We start from the raw sequence: 16859 nt of genomic DNA, 5'->3' as shown, positions 1-16859 counted from the left end.
ACAAGGTCAGTCCTCGGCGGGGGCTTCGGGGGCGTGGCGGCGGTGGACGTAGCGGGTCTTGGTGCCGGTCCCGATCCGTACGGCTTCGCCTTCCTCGGCCCAGGTCTTGAGCCATCCGGCAACGGTCTGGCGGGTGGTCCCGTACCGGTCGAGGTCCCGGGCGATCGCGGAGGCGCCGGTACCGGCGGGGCCCGCGGCGATCAGGAGGGTGAGGGCGGCGTGCTGAGCGTCGTTGTCCTCGGCGCGGTGCGCGGACAGGTTCAGCCCCGGCCGCACCGGCGCCTCCGCCTCCGGGTCTGCGGGTTCGGGGGTGGTGGCGAACTGGGCGTCGATCTCCCGCCGGAACTGCGCGGCGAGCGCGTCCTCATCCGTGGCGGCCGGCGTCGGGGCGGTGCGGTGGGCGGAGAGGTTCAGTCCCCCGCCTGCCGGCGCGGTCCCGGCCGGAACCGTGTCGGCCTCATCGGGGTCGGGGTCGGTGTGCTGGTGTTCGGTGATCCAGGCGGTGCGGGTGGAGTCCCAGCGGCGGGCGTAGTCGGGGCCGGCGGCCTTGGCGGAGACGGCGTCGAGGTACGGGTGCCGGTCCGAGGTCGCGTGGACGATGTCGCGGATCTGGTTCGGCAGGATCCGCCACGTCCCGAACAGTGCGGCCGGGGACTCGGGCGTGCCCATGAACCCGGTGCCCTTGTGGGGGGCCTGCTCGATCCGCAGCCCGTTCCCGCCGGGGAACAGCTTGGCCAGGTCCATGCCCTCGGTCGCACCGCCGGTGAGAGCGACGCGGGTCTTGGCCTCGCGGCGGATCATCATGTCCCCCAGAACCGCCCCCGTCGCGCCGAGGGCGGTCAGGACGGTCCGGATCCCCGCGGCGCGGAGCATCCGGATCACTTCGAGGATCTTGCTGGCGAGCTTGCGGATTTCCGGGTCCCGGCTGATCAGGATCTCCGCGCCCTCGTCGATCAGGAGCATGATCTGCGGGATTTCGTGGCTGATCGGCAGAAGGTCGGTGTTGGCCTTGGCCATGAGGTCCTGGTAGGCACGCTTGCGGTAGTTGCCGACCCGCAGGGCGGCATCCAGCATCAGGTGGGCTTCCTCGTGGCTGGCGGCGAGCCAGTCGATCCCCGGCCGCACCGCCTTCCCGTTGTCGCCCGTCGGTTCCATCGCGGGGCGGATCCACGGCAGGCCCGCGCTGCCGGCGTTGAGGTCGATGACCCAGGTCAGGATGTCCTCAGCGCGGGCGAACCCGGCCAGGATCACGTGGACCATGTTCGTCTTGCCCGATCCCGTCGGCCCGACCACCAGGGCGCACTGCTCGCGCAGGTAGGCGCAGATTTCCTCGGCGTTGGTGCGGTAGCCCCACGGGATGCCGGTGTGGATCGACAGGGCGCTGTACTCGGAGGGGTACGGGACTTCGGCGGCCAGCACGTTGACCGTGGTCACGTCGATCAGGACGCGGCCCTGGTCGATGCCAGGGGAAGCGGCGGCGGTGCAGCCGTGCGGCAGCCGCGCATCCGCCGACAGGCGGGCGTTCTCCCGGGCAATTCGGTCGTAGGTGGTGCCTCCCTGGGGGAGTTCGGCGTCGATCGTGAAGCCGGTGCCGGTGGGCCACATCTCTACCGCCAGCACCCGCACGGTGATGCCGCAGACGCGCTGGATCCGGTCCACCCACTCCGCGGCGATCGCCCTCCGCCCCGCGGACAACTCCCGCGCCACCTGCCGCTCGGCCGCCGCGAGGGCCTCCAGCTCGCGGGCCTCCTCGTACAGCCCGACGGAGCGGGCCGCGGCGCCCATGCCGACGCCGATGACCGCGAGGGATCCGAGGGCAGTCCAGGTGAGGGGGTTCGTGGCGAGGGCCCAGGTGGTCCAGCCGGAGCCGAGGAGCCAGGATGCGGCCCTGGCGCCGATGGTGCGGGCGGCGAGCCTCTGCCGTAGACCGCTCGCGGTGTGGCTGAGGGCGCCAACGGCGCCGACGGCCAGGGCCCAGGTGGGCGGCATGTGGGCGAGGGTGCCGACGGTGGCGATCGCGTAGGCGCCGGTGGTGGCGGACAGGGCGCCGGTGATGGGGCCGTGTCCGGCGGCCCAGTCCAGGGCCAGGCCCTCGTGCTTGATGGTGGAGGCGGTCATCAGACGTTCCAGCCCTTCTCGGCGTCGAGGCCGTTGCGGGGGTCCTCGTGGCGGGCGATGTCCGCCTCGTGGGCCTGGCGGAAGGTGGGTCCCAGCTCCTCGGAGAAGCCAACCGAGTTCGTGAACACGGAGTAGAGGTCGGAGAGCATGTCGGCGACGACCTTCTCCAGCGGGAACTCGCTGTCGGAGCGCTCGGCGAGGATTTTCAGGATGTTCGCGATGGCCTGCAGGGCCTCGGGGAGGTTCTCCAGCATGGCGAGGATCTCCATGCAGTTCTCCGGCTCGTAGGACTGGGCGGCCTGCTCCATCTCGGCGGCCAGCTCCTCGAACCGGAACCCGGAAACGTTGCTCACGGCTACTCCTTGACGGGTGGGAGGTGCGGGAACGTGCGTGGTGGGACGGGCGGCCTGGTCCCCGATGGCGTCGCTGTCGGTGTCCTGGTCGCGTTCGGCGTCCGCCTGCTCTGCTGCGGCCCACTCGTCGTCTTCGAGCTGGTTGCGGATGTCCGCGTCCAGGTCCTCGCGCTCGGCGCGTGCCCGCCCGAGGAGGAACCGGTAGAGGCGCCGGCCGGGGTTCTGGAGCCAGGCCCAGCCGAGCTTCCGCCCGAGCCGACTGGTGACCATCCCGAGAGCGCCCAGCAGTCCGCCGAGGACGGCGGCGACCGCGCGGCGGGCCTGGAATCGTGCGGCGGAGCGGCGCAGGGCCTGCCGCGCGGCTTTCTGGGCGGGGGCTTTGAGCTGCGCGGTCCGCTTGCGGTGCGCCGCCTCCCGAACTCCCTGCTGTCCTGCGGCGACCTGCCGGCCCGCGCTGCGGTCCCGAGCCGTACGCCCGGCGGCGACAGCCCTGTCGCGGACCGCGGCCGCCTTGCCCATGGCCTTGGCCAGCGTGCGAGCCGCCGGGCCGCGGGCCTTCCCGCCTCGGGTGCCACCCCCCGCGCCGCGGCCCGCACCGGTGCGGGGCTTGGCCGGGGCGCTGTTGCGGGTGGCGGCCTTGGCGGCCCGCCGTGTGTCTGCGACCTGCCGGCGGGCCTGAACTGCCGCCGTACGGGCCGCGGCGCGGGTCGGCGTCTGGGCCTTGGCCTGCTGACGCAGTGCCTGCACCTGCCCCGCCCGCCCACCGGCCAGACCGCCCGCGGCGTGTGCCGCGCGCTGCCGGGCCGACGGCTTGCCGGCTTTCCCGGCCGACCCGGAGCGGCGTCCTGCAGGACCTGCCGTGCGGTGCCGGGCCAGCCCACCGGACGTCGTGCGGGATCCGGCCCCGCCCCGGCCGCCCGAGCGGGATCCGCTCTGCGGCTGGGAGGGAACACGGCCCAAGACGCCACGCCCCCCGCTCCCGCTCGCCGTCCGGCCGGCGGCCGGGGCGGGCTTGCCGTTCGCGGTCTTCTTCTTGGCTTTCGCGGTGCGTTGGCGGGCGGCGGCGACGCCGAGGACGGCGGCCCCGGTCATCGCCACGACCGCGGCGACCGGGCCACCGGCCAGAGCGGCCGTGGCCAGCAGGCCGGCGGCGGTGTTCGTGCCGGACAGGGAGAGCGGCACCACGGGGAAGCCCCCCGCGGTGTGCTCCACCTGCTTCGCCTCCGCCGTCGTACCGGCCTCGGGCGGGGCAGGGGTGGGGGTGGATTCTTGGGGTGGCGCCTGCGGTTCGGTGACGGTCTCGGTCATGCTGAACGTGCTCCTTCACGGGAGAGGAAGAGGGGACCGGCCGGTAGCTTTAGGAGGCGGTGGCCGGGCCCCTCTGCGGGCGTTCAGAGCTGGTCGGACTCCAGCGGGAACCACGTGGTCATGAACCCGTGGGACAGGTCGTACTGCTCGGCGAGGCTGTCGCGGATCGCCAGGGACGCCGGCAAACGGGAGCCGCCCTCCGGGGTCGCGATCACGTACGGGAGGTGGTCGCGGCAGACCGGGCACCGGCGGCGGGCGGCGTCCGCCTTGGCGAGAGCCGCCCACCGGTTCTGGGTCATCGGACGGACCGGCTTGGCGAGGTCGATCCGGTAGAGGTAGGCGGGCCGCGCCGGCGGCGGGGCCGCTCCACCTGCGCGGCCACGTCCTGGCCGCCGGGTCGGAGCCCCAGGGCGCGGAGCTGACGGCGGGTGGCCAGTCCCTCAGGTGCGAGGCGCCACCGGTAGACCGGCGGGGTGCTCATCGGCCGGGGGCTGGAGCGGTCGTGGCGATGGCGTCGCGGAGTTCCTGGTAGCGGGCGGAGGCCCAGCCGACCGACCAGCCGGACAACTCTGCGGCGACCCGGACAGGTACCCCGGCAGCGAACGCGGCCTGCACCGTGGCGCGTGCCTGCTCCTCTGGCAGCTTCTCCGGCGGCGGGCCGGCGGCGAGGAGGGCGGCGCGTTCACGCTCCATCCGCTCCTGTTCACGGACCCGTTCACGGCGCTCACGCTCGACCTGCTCCTGGGCTTCCAGCTCGCGCTGCTGCGCGGCGTGGCGCTCAAGGCGTTCACGCTCGGCCTCGGCCTGTTCACGCTCGCGTTCACGGCGTTCACGGGCCTCCTGCTCCGCCCGCTCCACGGCCTTGGCCCGCTCCCGCTCCTCGCGCCGGATCCGGTCCTGCCGGTCGGCATCCTCGCGAGCCAAACGCTCCTCGTGTTCACGCTGTTCACGGGCGATCGCCGCCTCGTGCTCGCGCTGTTCACGAGCGGCCCGGAGCCGGTTCTCCTCCCGCTCCGCGGCCGCCCGTTCCCGGGCGTCCTGCTCGGCCCGCTTGCGGGCTTCCACAGCCAGGACAGCGGCCGTCAGGGCCCGCCGGTAGGCGAGCCCCGCCTCCGCCGTGACGATGAGCAGGAGCGGTGCGACGGAGTGCACGGCGACCCCGACCAGGTCTCCGGCCAGGGCCGATACTCCGATGTTCAGGGCCAGCGTCATAGTGCCGGTCATCCACCGCAACGCCACCGGCCAGGCGCCCCCGTGTCCGCCGAGACGGGCGAGGACCGAGTCGAGGCGGACCACAATCACCACCGCCGCGTCCACGACGAGCGGCAGGATCGGGGCCGTCCACCGCCACTCGGCGGGGGTGTGGGCGGCCATCAATGGGGTGACGGTGAGGACGGAGTAGAGCATCGCCCCGCCGACGATCAGCCACGTCCCGACAGACAGGGCACGCTCGGATGAACGGATCTGAACACGGTTCACGACGCGACCCCCGTCCGTGAACGCTCCTCGTCGACGGTGGGGATCTTGGCGTAGCCGACCAGCTTCACGAGCCCGCCGGAGTAGTTGGTCTCGGCCTTCAGGACGCGAGTGCGGCCACCGCCCTGAACACCGTGCGACACGTTCCGGGACGGGATCCCCAGAGCCACACACCACGTTTCGAACCCGTCGAGGTCGTCGTGGAAGGCGAGCTCCAGCAGGTTGGGGTAGACCGTGGACACCGACACGGACGGCGCCGGCAGATGCCGGTACGCGTCGGCGAAGATGCGCAGCGCCATCAGCGGAGCACCCAGGGCCGAGAGGGGGATCGGAGCGGTCATGCGGCACCGCCCGGCATGCTCGCCGCGGCCGCCGCGGCGGCCTGGTTCAGGAGCACCCGGCGGACGGCCAGCTTCTTGCGCCGGGCCCGGCGCATCCGCCGCTCGTCCAGCTCCGACGGCGCCCGGTCCAGGACAGCGATCTCGGCGTCGAGTAGGTCGACGTCCGCCAGGATCAGCGGCATCTCCCACTCGATCGCGTCCAGCTCCGCAGCCGACGGCTCCAAGCCGTCGGACCACGGGGTAACAACGTCGTGAAGTGCAGCGATGGACTTCATGGGTCTTGCTCCTTCTACGGAGGAACGGACTCAGCAGCCCCCGGCGTTCGAGCGCCGGGGGCTGCACTGCGTTGGGGTGAAGCAGGAAGAACTCCGGCTCCCCTCAACCCCGCCCGTACAAGACGGACAGGGGAGGCAACCGGCTGCCGCCCAATCAGGCAGCAGTGAGGTTGATCAAGTGCATTGGTCGTCTCATTCCAGGAGCGTGCTCCTGGGGGTAGGCAGAGCTATGCCGTCCGGTTGACAAGGGGAGCCGGCGCCCTCGGCCACTAGGCCTCAGCACCCTGACCTGTGCCTATAGACGCAGGTCACCCGTTCAAGCCTGACCAACTTGGCTAGCCCGGTGGGTACGAGAACAACGTAGCCAGCTTGGCTAGTCACGTCAATAGATGGCTAGCCAAGCTGCCCAAATAGTCAGGTTGGCCGTAGCATCGAGCCATGACCTTTGCGCTTGAGCCCCTGGACCCGGACGACGATCGGCCGCCGTACGAACAGGTCGCGCGCAGCCTCGGCGCGGCGATCCGCACAAGGAAGCTGGCCCCTGGTGAGCGGCTCCCGTCGCACAAGATGCTGACCGACCACTACGGCTTCGCACGCGCCACGATTCAGCGAGCCCTCCGCGACCTGGAAGACGAAGGCTTGGTCGTGTCCCGCAAGGGCAGCGGCGTGTTCGTCAGGAACCGCACTGAGCGGCCGGCGGGTCTACGGCCATACGTAGAGCAGGCCTTCGCCGCCAAGAACGTGACGATCGATTTCGCGGGCTTCTCCAGCGAGACACTGCACGGGGCACTACAGGAGCCGCTCGACAAGATCCGCGTGGGTCGCCTGACCCCGTCGAGCATCCGGATCCGCATCCTGGTCCCCGACATGGCGGTACCGCAGGCAGCTCCCGTACGCCGTGAGGACTGTGGTGACGATCCGCGGCTTCGCGCCCGCATGCACGACATTATGGTCGGCTACACGCGGAGCATCTCCGACGCCATAAGCGAGCTCAGCCACCTGGGACTCGTCCAAGAGAGCACCGTCGACGTGCGCGTACACAGCGGGACGCAGTTCTTCAAGCTGTACGTGATCAACAACGAGGATGCCTTCTTCGGCTACTACCCGATCCGCCCGAACAAGGTGGTGGCTCAGGGCGAGGCCATCGAGATCTATGACCTCGTCGGCAAGGACACGATCCTCTTCCACTACTCGCTCAACGATGGCGACTCGTCCAGCGGAGCGCAGCAGGTGGAGCAGGCTCGCATGTGGTTCGACAGCGTGTGGGAAACGATCGGAAGGGACGCCAATGCCGACGCAATCTGACGCACTCGCCGCCGTACTCGGCGCGTCGGAGGCCATCCTCTTCGACTTCGACGGACCCGTGTGCGACGTGTTCCGTGGCCTTCCGGCCTCCGGCGTAGCTAATGAACTGGCCGATCTGCTTTCCACACTGGCGCCAGCCCTGGAGATCCCCGCGCGGGCCACTGACGATCCGATGGAGGTTCACCGTCTCTCGCAGAATGGCGGCAGCATGGCTCTTGCTGCCGTGGAGGCCGCATTGACGGCAGCGGAGATTCGGGCGGTGAAGGTGGCTGGCGAACCCACCGAGGGAGCCATTCAGGCACTCCAGGCAGCGCACAACACGGGACGGCATGTCGCCATCGTGAGCAACAACTCATCCGAGTGCGTTCGCGAGTACCTCGCTCACCACGGGGTCGTGGGAGTCGTAGATGAGATCGTCGGGCGCCCCCCACTGCGTCCAGACCTGATGAAGCCGTCACCCCATCCCTTGCTCACCGCCGCCTCAGCCTTCGGGGTGGCACCTGGCCTCACCGTTCTCGTGGGCGATTCCGTAACGGACGTCGAAGCGGCGCATGCAGCCGGCGCGCGGAGCATCGGGTATGCGAACAAGCCGCCCAAGCAGACGGCACTCGCCGGCGCAGATGCGGTAGTGCTTCGGATGCAGCAGCTCGCTGACTCCCTCAACCTCCCCAGCGGCATCAGTTAGCCGGGGGACCGTACAGCCACTACTCAGGGCGACCACGCCAACCGCCGGGCCCTGGCGCAGGAGAAGCCCGGCTTCCTGCCCGGCTAGCATGCGGTGGCGAGCCCCAAAACCCCGGTTTCCGGTCTGATGCCGGGGTTTCGCGCATCCTTTGCTAGTCGCTAGCCCCCAGGTCAGCGGCCCTTGAAGTTGCTAGGACTGGTGCTAGACCTAGCACCAGCCTTCAGGCCTTCCAGTGGCATCGAGCGCACGTCCGACGAAACCGCGGCAGTCCAGTGGCTCACGCCCGCAGAGGTGTCCGAGCGGATGTCCCATGTCTACGGGATCCGACTGCTGGACGCCCTGGACGCGGACGGGCCGCGTGTGCGGAGCCATGACGGGCGCCAGCCGCTCACGGTGCGGTGAGAGTCTCCCCTAATTCATCCAGACGCTGTACGTCCTGCACACACGGCACTGGAAAGCTCCAGCTTCAAATGCGCGACGGGTTGAGATTCAGCCAGCATGCGACTGAAATTCATTCCCCGAGAAATTCGGCCAACCCTGCCGGAATTAACCCTTTCAGTTATTCCGACGAAAGGTGGCTGCGCCACACTTTGCCCGTTTATTTCACTTTTAGGGGGCGCGATGCTCAAGTGAACCTCAGAAGAAAGCCACGCCACTTGCTCAACACTTTTAGATATGGAACCGTCACATCTACACGGAGGGCGAAAACACATATCCGTGCACAAGATAAGGAGCGTGGCGTTGAAGCTAATGCCACACCCGCCACTACCAGATAAAACCTAAGGCGTTTCACAAACGAGAGCAGGTGATTGAAGTTGCTGAAGAGCACCTCCATTCGGCGGGCCGCAGTCACTCCGGCACTTGGAGTGCTGCTGGGAGGTTTAATTTCGATCGGTGTTGGGGCTAACGCATCAGCTTCCGAAGCCGGCGCAACGGGGAGGCCCGGCGGCTGCCGCTACACGGTTTCTAACACCTGGGGAACGGAAGCCACCTGCAGCAGCCACAACGGCGGCTCCTACCGAGCCGTCGCCGTGTGCACGGAATCCGAGTCCGGGAAAGTTCAGCACTTCTTCGGCAACTGGAAGCAGTGGGGGCCGTCCTTCGCGTACTGCAACGGAGCCTACCGGACCACTTCCGCAGGCATCGAGACTTCCGTCACCAACCACGCCCCCTGAGAACGACCAGAATCCACTTAGGAAGGACAGCGGAAATGAAGAAACTGTACACTGCACTGCTGGCTGGAACGGCGATGGCGTTTATTGGGCTCCAGGGCGTGGCCACTGCCGCCCCCACGGGATGGCCTGACGGGTGCAGCAACTTCAGGGCTCCGGTCGGTGGCGGCTGGGTTGCCACGTGCAGTAACAGCAACGGCGGTCATTTCAAGGCGACCGTTATCTGCCAGGCTTGGGACGGCGGCGGTCTCATCAATGTTGATGCGGTGGGCTGGAGCAGTGGCAATCCCTCCTTCGTGTCCTGCCCGCCGCACACTTCCGTCAAGAGCGGCGGCATCCTCACACGGTCCTATTAGCAGACCGCACCGCAGTCTCCCGGATCCATAGAACCCGCGGCGACCGCCGGTGAGCTGGGACGGCGCATGTGGCGCCCCATCGGGTTTCTCGGATGGGGCGCCACATGCGTTCCACTGCGGCGGATATCGCGTTCCGTGGCCTACGCCTACCCGACGCCCAGATCCGAGGCAGGTCAGAACTCCTCTTGCGGCGGGAGAATGGCACACCCGAGAAGCTGCACATCGTCTGACCCGCCTGTCCAGGCGCATCAGGGCCGTCTCAGTTGCCGTCTCATTCAGCTCAGTGCGGCAGCGTTCATGGGCGTCCACGTTGCGAGTCGCCCCTGGACCGCGAACATCCGCGAACGCAGGTGAACGTCCGCGAATCGGGCCCTGACCTGCACCAACAGACTTGGAAAGCGTGTTGGGGGCAACCCCTCACGAGTTCGAATCTCGTATCCTCCGCCAGTGCCTCACCGGGCACTTGAAGGCCCCGACCGGGAAACCGGCCGGGGCCTTCTGCGTTCTCGCCATGGCGCCCCCGCCTCAGCAACTGCCGGACCTGGCGACACACCCGAATCACCTCGGCGAGCTCCGCAAGAAACTTCCGGACTTGCACCAGCAGGCACCTCGCAGCCCTACGGCCACGAGGACCCCTGCCGCGATGGCGATCCACCGCACGTAGACACCATGCCGGATATATTCTATGGGTCAGCTGATATCACAGGAGGTGTCAGGATGAGTCGAACAGTGATCGACCTTGACGACGAGCTGCTGGCCGACGTGGCTCAGGCGCTCGGGACGAGCACCAAGAAGGAAACGGTCAACACCGCCCTGCGTGAAGTGTTGGAGAACCGCCGGCGCGCGCTCGCGCTCACTCGGCTGCGGGCTACCGCCGGAGAGGGCGCGTTCGATCTGGGCCTCTTCGAGGACAAGAGGAACTACCGAAGGTGAGCGCGGCGCAGTTCCTGATCGACACCAGCGCACTCGCGCGGTTCCTTCACGGCGACGCCGAACAGTACGGCTGGGATCAGGCGGCTGCGGCTGGTCTCATCGCAACCTGCCCGATCACCGAGCTGGAGTTCTTCTACAGTGCCCGATCCGCCGCGGACCGCGCGCGCGGCATCGATGACATGCGGTTGCTGTTCGGCTGGGTGCCCGTCGACGACCGGGCGTACGACCGCGCCTGGCAGGTCCAGGAGCTACTGACCCAGCGCGGGCAGCACCGCAGTGCGGGCGCGGTGGACCTCGTCGTTGCCGCCACCGCGGAACTGCAGGGGCTGACTCTCCTGCACCGCGACCACGATTTCGCGTGCATCGCGGCTGTCACCGGCCAAGCCATGCAGTGGTACGGCCCGGAGGCCGGCAAGTAAGCCCGTGCTCGGTCTCAGTTGGGGGCAACCCCTCACGAGTTCGAATCTCGTATCCTCCGCCAGTGCCTCACCGGGCACTTGAAGGCCCCGACCGGGAAACCGGCAGGCCAGGTCGATCCCGACGACCGCACCGCCCGCGTCGCGGGTGAAGAAGCCGCGCTGGCCCTTCAGACCGCCCCTGGTGACGATGTGCTCGTCGCCGTCGCCCGCCGGGCAGCAGGCCCATGGACTCCGCCGGATGGTCCGCGGGCATCTCGCTGTCCGTGGCCGCGCGGATCTCCGGCTTGATCCCGACCTCCAGCGCCAGCCCCTCCCCGTCTGCGGCGATCACGAGCGTCGTGGCGTCGTTGTCGTACCTCCCGGCCAGCTCCGGGGCCCGCGCCGGGTCGTACGGCATCGGCTGCGGATCCCGGTCGACCACGCCGAGGCCTCTCCTCGGTGTCGCCGGTCTCGGTGGAGAGGACGATGCCCGCGCGGGCTGACACCGGGCCGACAGCCCGCTGACAGCGGTGGCGGAGGAGGAGAAGGCGGGCGCCGGCGGGCGCCTTCGGCTAGCCGACGTAAGCGTCGAGCGCCGGGAAGCAGACGGCGTTGTCCGAGCTGCAGATGTCGGGGCCGCCGCGCGGCGGGAGATCCGCGCTGGGGCGCTCGTACGTCAGCAGGCTCAGCGTCCGGCCCGAGGCGAAGACGGCCGTGGCGTCGCGGACCCGCCCGGCGCCGGGGCCCGGCGTCGCGGATCCCGCGTAGTGGTACGGGCCGTGGCCGCCGTCCACGACGGCGAAGAAGACCGTACGGGTGCCGGTCTCGCCGGGGTACGGCCCGCCCTTGGTCACCAGCCGGATCCCGACCCGCGCCCAGAACGTGGGCAGCGGCTTGCAGGTGAGGTCTGCACGCCCCCCGCGGACCACGGCCAGGCAGTAGTTGCGGTCGTCCGGCATCCAGGCGACCTCGCCCGCGCCGGCCTCGGGCTCCCGGTGGATCACGATGATCGAGTCGTCGCCCTGGACCCCGGCCCCCGGGTACCGGCGGACCGCTTCCAGCAGCGGCGCGTCGGCGGGCGTGACCTTCCCCTCCCCGACCGCCGCGGCAGGCCCGGACGCCGAGGGTGCCTCAGGCGTCGACGGCACGGGTGAGGGCGGCAGCGGTGAGGGCGGCACCGGCGCGGGGGACGGCTTCGGCGAATACGCAGGTGAGGGCAGTGCCTTCGGCGACAACGGCGGCGCCGGGGGCGGCATGCACGAGACCGCCGCCAGCATCGCCAGCCCGCATCCCGCCGCCGCCACGACCGTTCCACGTCCCATGAGTTCCGCCCCCGTAGCGCTCGAACGTACGTATAGGGAGCGAAGTCTGCCGGGTCGCGCGGCGGCGCGGTCCGGTGGGCCGCGCCATCCGCGACGCGCCTCCGTCCCCGCCCGCACACGGCCGGCTCAGCCGAAGGAGGGCATCTCCCCGACCGTCGTCGACATGTCGATCACCGCGAAGGCGGCGCCCTGCGGGTCGGTGACCGCAGCGAAGCGGCCGAACGGGCTGTCCATCGGGCCGAAGTGCAGCTTTCCGCCGTGCTTCTTCGTCTTCTCGACCGCCTCGTCGCAGTTCGGGACCCCGAAGTAGATCTGGATGTACGGCGGAAGGTCCGCCGGGAAGTCGTCGTCCATCTTCATCCGGCCGAGCACCGGGTTTCCGCCGCCGCCGACACTGAAGACCTTGAAGTCCATGTTCGCCGTCTCGGGGTCGTCGCCCGCGTCCATCTGCTGGGCGCCGTACGGGAAGACCTGCGGGAGGAACGCGTCCGGCTTCTCCGGCTCCCGGGTGAAGACCTCCGCCCAGGCGTACGAGCCGGCCTCGCCCATCTTCTCGAAGCCCTTGTGGTCGCCCGGCTGCCAGACGCCGAAGACGGCGCCGCTCGGCTCCTTCGCGATCAGCATCGTGCCGAAGGTGCCCACCTGCATCGGGCCCATCAGCACCTCGCCGCCGGCCGAGGTGATCTTCCCTGCCGTCGCCGCCGCGTCCGGCGACGCGAAGTACAGACACCACTGCGAGGGGGCGTCGACCCCCGGCATCGGCGGCACGACGGCCGCCACGGCCTTGCCGTCCGAATAGGCCTGCGTGTAGTTGCCGTACTCGCTGCTGGCTTCACCGAAGGTCCAGCCCAGCACGTCGCCGTAGAAGGTCTTGGCACCTTCCACATCGGTGAACATCGCGTCCACCCAGCACGGCGCGCCCTCGGAGAACTCAAGCATGATCGATCGACTCCTCGCTCGTACCTGTCGTCTCGTACCTGTCGTCTCGTACCTGTCGTTCGTACCTGTCGTCGTACCTGTCGTCGTACTCACGCTAGGCGCGCGGTGTGCCGACCGCGCGGGGAACGCGGCCACGCGGGACGCTGGTGCCATGGACAAGGACATCACCATCCGGCTGGCGCAGCAGCCGGAGGCCGACGCGCTGCTCGGCCGGAGCCCGCTCGCCGCGCTCGTCGGGATGCTGCTGGACCAGCAGGTACCGATGGAGTGGGCGTTCTCGGGGCCCTGGACGATCGCCCAGCGGATGGGCGCCGACGATCTGGACGCGCACGCCATCGCCGCGTACGACCCGGAGGCCTTCGCCGCCCTGCTCTCCGAGAAGCCCGCCGTGCACCGGTATCCGGGGTCGATGGCGACGCGGATCCAGCAGCTGTGCGCGTACCTGGTGGAGCACTACGGCGGGAGCGCCGAGGCGGTCTGGGCCGATGCCGCGACGGGCCGGGAGCTGCTGAAGCGGCTCAGGGCGCTGCCGGGCTTCGGGGAGCAGAAGGCGCAGATCTTCCTCGCCCTGCTGGGCAAGCGGTTCGGCGTGCGGCCGGCGGGGTGGCGGGAGGCCGCGGGCGGGTACGGCCAGGCAAACGTCTACCGTTCGGCGGCCGACATCACGGGCCCGGAGTCGCTGGCCAAGGTGCGGGCGCACAAGCAGGAGATGAAGGCCGCCGCCAAGGCCGCGAAGGCCGCCGGGTCCTGATCCGGCTGCCGGCCGGTCCCCTCGTCAGGGGCCTGGCCGGGCCGCACGCGCACCAGCGGACCGGCAGACAAAAGGAAGATCCAATTCGCCCCTCGGGACCGTAGATTGGGGGACATGACAGAGATCGCGACCCGCGCCGCCACCGCCGAAGCCATCTACGACGCCCCGGGCAGCCTCATCACCCTGCTCACCGATACCGCCGAACTCACCTGCAACACCGCCACCTTCGAGGAGGGCGCGGCGGGAGCCCCGGTGCACTTCCACACCAAGGCGACCGAGTTCTTCCACGTCACCGCCGGACAGCTCGACATCCTCGTCGGCGACGAGATCCACACCCTCGGCGCCGGCGACTTCATCGCGGTCCCGCCGGGCGTCAAGCACGCCTTCGCCCCCGCCGCCGGCCACACCGCCAGCGTCTTCGTCGGCTTCACCCCCGGCATGGCCCGCTTCGACTACTACCGGCTCCTCGGCCGGGTCAACGCGGGCGAGGCCACCGTGCAGGACATCAAGGACAGCTCGGCGACCTACGACAACCACTACGCGGAGAGCCCCGTCTGGAGCGGCCGCCGCCGCAGCGCGGAGCCGTAGACCACGTCCGCGTCGAGGCGGCGCAGTTCCTCCGCGATCAGTTCGGCGCCGCTGCGGATCTTCAGGGCCACCTTGCGGTCCGGGCTCCCCGGCAGGGTCAAGGTGGCCAGCACTCCCGCGGGCCGGTCCACCCGGATCTCCCCGCCCGTCGTCTGCAGACTGACCCTGGTGATCACCGGGCCCTCGCTCGCCACCCGGGACACCGGCACCCCCAGCCGGTCCTCCAGCCAGCGCGCCAGCAGCTCCGCGCTCACGTTGTCGGGCTCGCTCTCCACCGCCGCGGCGGTCACCGGCAGCGGCTTCTGGTCCAGGGCGGCGGCCAGCAGGGACCGCCACGGGGTGAGGCGGGTCCAGGCCAGGTCGGTGTCGCCGGGCTGGTAGCCGGCGGCCCGCTCGTCGAGCACCCCGGCCGTGTCGAAGGCGGCCGCCGCGTCCGTGATCCGGCGCTGCGCGAGCCCGCCCAGCGGGTCACCCGCCAGGTCGACGGGGGCGTCGGCCGGCCACCAGGCCACCACGGGCGCGTCCGGCAGGAGCAGCGGCAGGACGACCGAGCCGGCGTGCTCGGTCAGCGCCCCGTGCAGGCGCAGCAGCACGATCTCGCCGGTCCCGGCGTCCGAGCCGACCCGAAGCTCGGCGTCGACCCGGTTCGCCCGCAGCTTGAGCGGGCCGCGTGAGGTCCGCCTGATCACCGCGATGATGCGGCAGGGGTGTTCGCGCGAGGCCTCGGAGGCCGCGCGCACGGCGTCGTAGGCGTTCTCCTCGTCGGTGACGATGACAAGGGTCAGCACCAGCCCCATGGTGGGGCTGCCTATCGCCCGGCGGGCATCGAGCAGGGCCCGGTTGACCTTGCTGGACGTGGTGTCGGTGAGTTCGGTCCGCATGGACCCGAGTCTGTCACCGCGTCACCTGCGCTTGCGCGCCGTACCGAAAATGGAGCGCGAGATCTCCCGGCCCAGTTGGGTCCCGATCGACCGGGCCAGCGAGCGGAACAGCCCGCTCCCCACCACCTGCTCGGCCAGGGAGGGATCCGGCTTCGGGGCGCTGCGCGCGGTCCTCGCCGCCTCCTTCTCCGCCTCCTTGGCCTGCTTCTCGGCCTCGGCGGCGGCCGCCGCGGCCTCCGCCTGCGCCTCCGCGGCGGCCTGCTCGGCGCTGATCTTCTCGTACGCCGACTCGCGGTCGACCGGCTCCGCGTAGCGCGACCAGAGCAGCGAGGACTTCACCGCCCGGTCCAGGGCGGCCGGCTCGACCGGCCCCATCAGCGACTGCGGGGCGCGCAGCCGGGTCGCCGCGACCGGGGTCGGTGCGCCCTTCTCGCTGAGCACGGTGATGACCGCCTCGCCGGTCCCCAGCTGGGTGAGCAGCTCCTCCAGGTCGTACGGGGAGTTGGGGAAGGTCTTCACGGCCGCCTTCAGCGCCTTGGCGTCGTCGGGGGTGAAGGCGCGCAGTGCGTGCTGCACCCGGTTGCCGAGCTGGGCGAGCACGTCCGCCGGTACGTCCTTGGGGGTCTGCGTCACGAAGAAGACGCCGACGCCCTTGGAGCGGATGAGGCGCACGGTCTGGGTGACGGAGGTGAGGAAGGCCTTCGAGGCCCCGCTGAAGAGCAGGTGCGCCTCGTCGAAGAAGAAGACGAGCTTGGGCTGCTCCAGGTCGCCGACCTCCGGCAGGTCGTTGTAGAGGTCGGCCAGCAGCCACATCAGGAAGGTGGAGAAGAGCTGGGGCTTGTCCTGGACCGCCGGGAGTTCCAGTACGGAGACCAGTCCGCGGCCGTCCGGGGCCGTGCGCAGGAACTCACTGGTGTCGAATTCCGGTTCGCCGAAGAATTCGGCGGCGCCCTGCTGCTCGAAGGCGGTCAGGGACCGCAGGATCACCCCGGCCGTCACCGTGGACAGTCCGCCGATGCCCTTGAGTTCGGCTTTCCCCTGGTCGGAGACGAGGAAGGCGACGACCGCGCGCAGGTCCTTGAGGTCGATCAGCTCCAGGCCCTTGGTGTCGGCGTAGTGGAAGATCAGGCCGAGGGACTGCTCCTGCGTCGGGTTGAGCTGGAGCACCTTCGACATCAAGGCCGGGCCGAAGCTGGTGACGGTGGAGCGGACCGGGATCCCGGGGCCGATCCCGCCGAGGGAGTAGAACTCGCCGGGGTATCCGGTCGGCTCCCACTTCTGGGCCACCTCCCGGGCCCGTTCGTCGATCCTCGGGCCGGCCGTGCCGGGCGCCGAGATCCCCGAGACGTCCCCTTTGACGTCCGCGAGGAAGACGGGCACGCCGTGGGCCGACAGCTGCTCGGCGATGAGCTGGAGCGTCTTGGTCTTGCCGGTGCCGGTGGCCCCGGCGACCAGTCCGTGGCGGTTGAGCATCGACAGCGGGATGCGGATCTGGCGGTCGGGCAGGCAGCCGCCGTCCCAGAGCAGGGCCCCGAGATCGAGCGCCGGTCCGGTGAACGCGTACCCGGCGGCGATCTTCTCAGCCGGGCCCGTCTGGTCCGCCGGGACGGCGGGGTCGGTGCTCTCGCTCACGGATCACTCCCCAAATAGCACTGTTG

Annotated in this window: 16 protein-coding genes and 2 pseudogenes; 8 read left to right on the top strand and 10 right to left on the bottom strand. The window is 70.1% G+C overall.

What is annotated here, in order from left to right:
• Window positions 1-6: 6 nt before the first annotated feature.
• The 6 genes and pseudogenes from RIU97_RS21535 to RIU97_RS21510 form a co-directional block, all read right to left on the bottom strand.
• The gene (locus tag RIU97_RS21535) at window positions 7-2118 is read right to left on the bottom strand and encodes a hypothetical protein (RefSeq protein ID WP_404959164.1); all 2112 of its coding nucleotides are present in this window, start codon (window positions 2116-2118) and stop codon (window positions 7-9) included.
• Complete coding sequence (locus RIU97_RS21530) at window positions 2118-3779, bottom strand: hypothetical protein (RefSeq protein ID WP_404959162.1); 1662 nt, start codon at window positions 3777-3779, stop codon at window positions 2118-2120. Before RIU97_RS21530 ends, RIU97_RS21535 begins: the two co-directional genes overlap by 1 nt.
• Before the next feature lie 83 nt (window positions 3780-3862).
• Window positions 3863-4260 (bottom strand): annotated as a pseudogene (locus tag RIU97_RS21525) (RRQRL motif-containing zinc-binding protein).
• Complete coding sequence (locus RIU97_RS21520) at window positions 4257-5258, bottom strand: DUF2637 domain-containing protein (protein WP_404959160.1); 1002 nt, start codon at window positions 5256-5258, stop codon at window positions 4257-4259. Before RIU97_RS21520 ends, RIU97_RS21525 begins: the two are co-directional and overlap by 4 nt.
• Entirely contained in the window at window positions 5255-5596 is a 342-nt protein-coding gene (locus RIU97_RS21515; RefSeq protein WP_404959158.1) for a hypothetical protein, read from the bottom strand. The genes RIU97_RS21520 and RIU97_RS21515 overlap by 4 nt, the downstream gene beginning before the upstream one ends.
• Window positions 5593-5871 (bottom strand): DUF6284 family protein, encoded by a 279-nt coding sequence (locus RIU97_RS21510; RefSeq protein WP_404959156.1) that lies wholly within the window; start codon window positions 5869-5871, stop codon window positions 5593-5595. Before RIU97_RS21510 ends, RIU97_RS21515 begins: the two co-directional genes overlap by 4 nt.
• Before the next feature lie 438 nt (window positions 5872-6309).
• Between RIU97_RS21510 and RIU97_RS21505 the strand changes: the two genes are divergently transcribed.
• From RIU97_RS21505 to RIU97_RS21480, 6 genes and pseudogenes are all read left to right on the top strand, one after another.
• A complete protein-coding gene (locus RIU97_RS21505) occupies window positions 6310-7176 on the top strand; it encodes a GntR family transcriptional regulator (RefSeq protein ID WP_404959154.1) in 867 nt (288 codons plus the stop codon).
• Complete coding sequence (locus RIU97_RS21500) at window positions 7160-7861, top strand: HAD family hydrolase (protein ID WP_404959152.1); 702 nt, start codon at window positions 7160-7162, stop codon at window positions 7859-7861. The genes RIU97_RS21505 and RIU97_RS21500 overlap by 17 nt, the downstream gene beginning before the upstream one ends.
• Before the next feature lie 222 nt (window positions 7862-8083).
• Window positions 8084-8263 (top strand): annotated as a pseudogene (locus RIU97_RS21495) (NUDIX hydrolase); the annotation flags it as partial.
• 808 nt (window positions 8264-9071) lie between these two features.
• On the top strand, window positions 9072-9389 hold the full coding sequence (locus RIU97_RS21490; protein WP_404959150.1) for a hypothetical protein: 318 nt from the start codon (window positions 9072-9074) through the stop codon (window positions 9387-9389).
• Window positions 9390-10106: 717 nt separating this feature from the next.
• Entirely contained in the window at window positions 10107-10322 is a 216-nt protein-coding gene (locus RIU97_RS21485) for a type II toxin-antitoxin system VapB family antitoxin (protein WP_374778334.1), read from the top strand.
• A complete protein-coding gene (locus RIU97_RS21480) occupies window positions 10319-10741 on the top strand; it encodes a PIN domain nuclease (RefSeq protein WP_404959148.1) in 423 nt (140 codons plus the stop codon). Before RIU97_RS21485 ends, RIU97_RS21480 begins: the two co-directional genes overlap by 4 nt.
• A gap of 551 nt (window positions 10742-11292) precedes the next feature.
• Here the strand turns inward: RIU97_RS21480 and RIU97_RS21475 are convergent.
• Both RIU97_RS21475 and RIU97_RS21470 read right to left on the bottom strand, forming a co-directional pair.
• Complete coding sequence (locus RIU97_RS21475; RefSeq protein WP_404959146.1) at window positions 11293-12042, bottom strand: hypothetical protein; 750 nt, start codon at window positions 12040-12042, stop codon at window positions 11293-11295.
• A gap of 126 nt (window positions 12043-12168) precedes the next feature.
• Window positions 12169-12981 (bottom strand): VOC family protein, encoded by an 813-nt coding sequence (locus RIU97_RS21470; RefSeq protein ID WP_404959144.1) that lies wholly within the window; start codon window positions 12979-12981, stop codon window positions 12169-12171.
• 151 nt (window positions 12982-13132) lie between these two features.
• On the opposite strand from RIU97_RS21470, the gene RIU97_RS21465 reads away from it, so the two are divergent.
• Together RIU97_RS21465 and RIU97_RS21460 are read left to right on the top strand one after the other, a co-directional pair.
• Window positions 13133-13732 (top strand): HhH-GPD-type base excision DNA repair protein, encoded by a 600-nt coding sequence (locus tag RIU97_RS21465; protein ID WP_404959142.1) that lies wholly within the window; start codon window positions 13133-13135, stop codon window positions 13730-13732.
• Between the two features lie 114 nt (window positions 13733-13846).
• A complete protein-coding gene (locus RIU97_RS21460) occupies window positions 13847-14320 on the top strand; it encodes a cupin domain-containing protein (RefSeq protein WP_404959140.1) in 474 nt (157 codons plus the stop codon).
• Here the strand turns inward: RIU97_RS21460 and opcA are convergent.
• Window positions 14269-15201: a glucose-6-phosphate dehydrogenase assembly protein OpcA gene (opcA, locus tag RIU97_RS21455; protein WP_404959138.1), complete on the bottom strand. Its 933-nt coding sequence runs from the start codon at window positions 15199-15201 to the stop codon at window positions 14269-14271. The genes RIU97_RS21460 and opcA overlap by 52 nt on opposite strands.
• A 21-nt stretch (window positions 15202-15222) precedes the next feature.
• Complete coding sequence (locus RIU97_RS21450; RefSeq protein ID WP_404959136.1) at window positions 15223-16833, bottom strand: helicase HerA-like domain-containing protein; 1611 nt, start codon at window positions 16831-16833, stop codon at window positions 15223-15225.
• Between the last annotated feature and the right edge of the window lie 26 nt (window positions 16834-16859).

The organism is Streptomyces sp. 147326 (assembly GCF_045000215.1).
GTDB lineage: Bacteria > Actinomycetota > Actinomycetes > Streptomycetales > Streptomycetaceae > Streptomyces.
The sequence above is the reverse complement of the archived record's forward strand: the minus strand, read 5'-3'. Positions and strand labels throughout refer to the sequence as shown.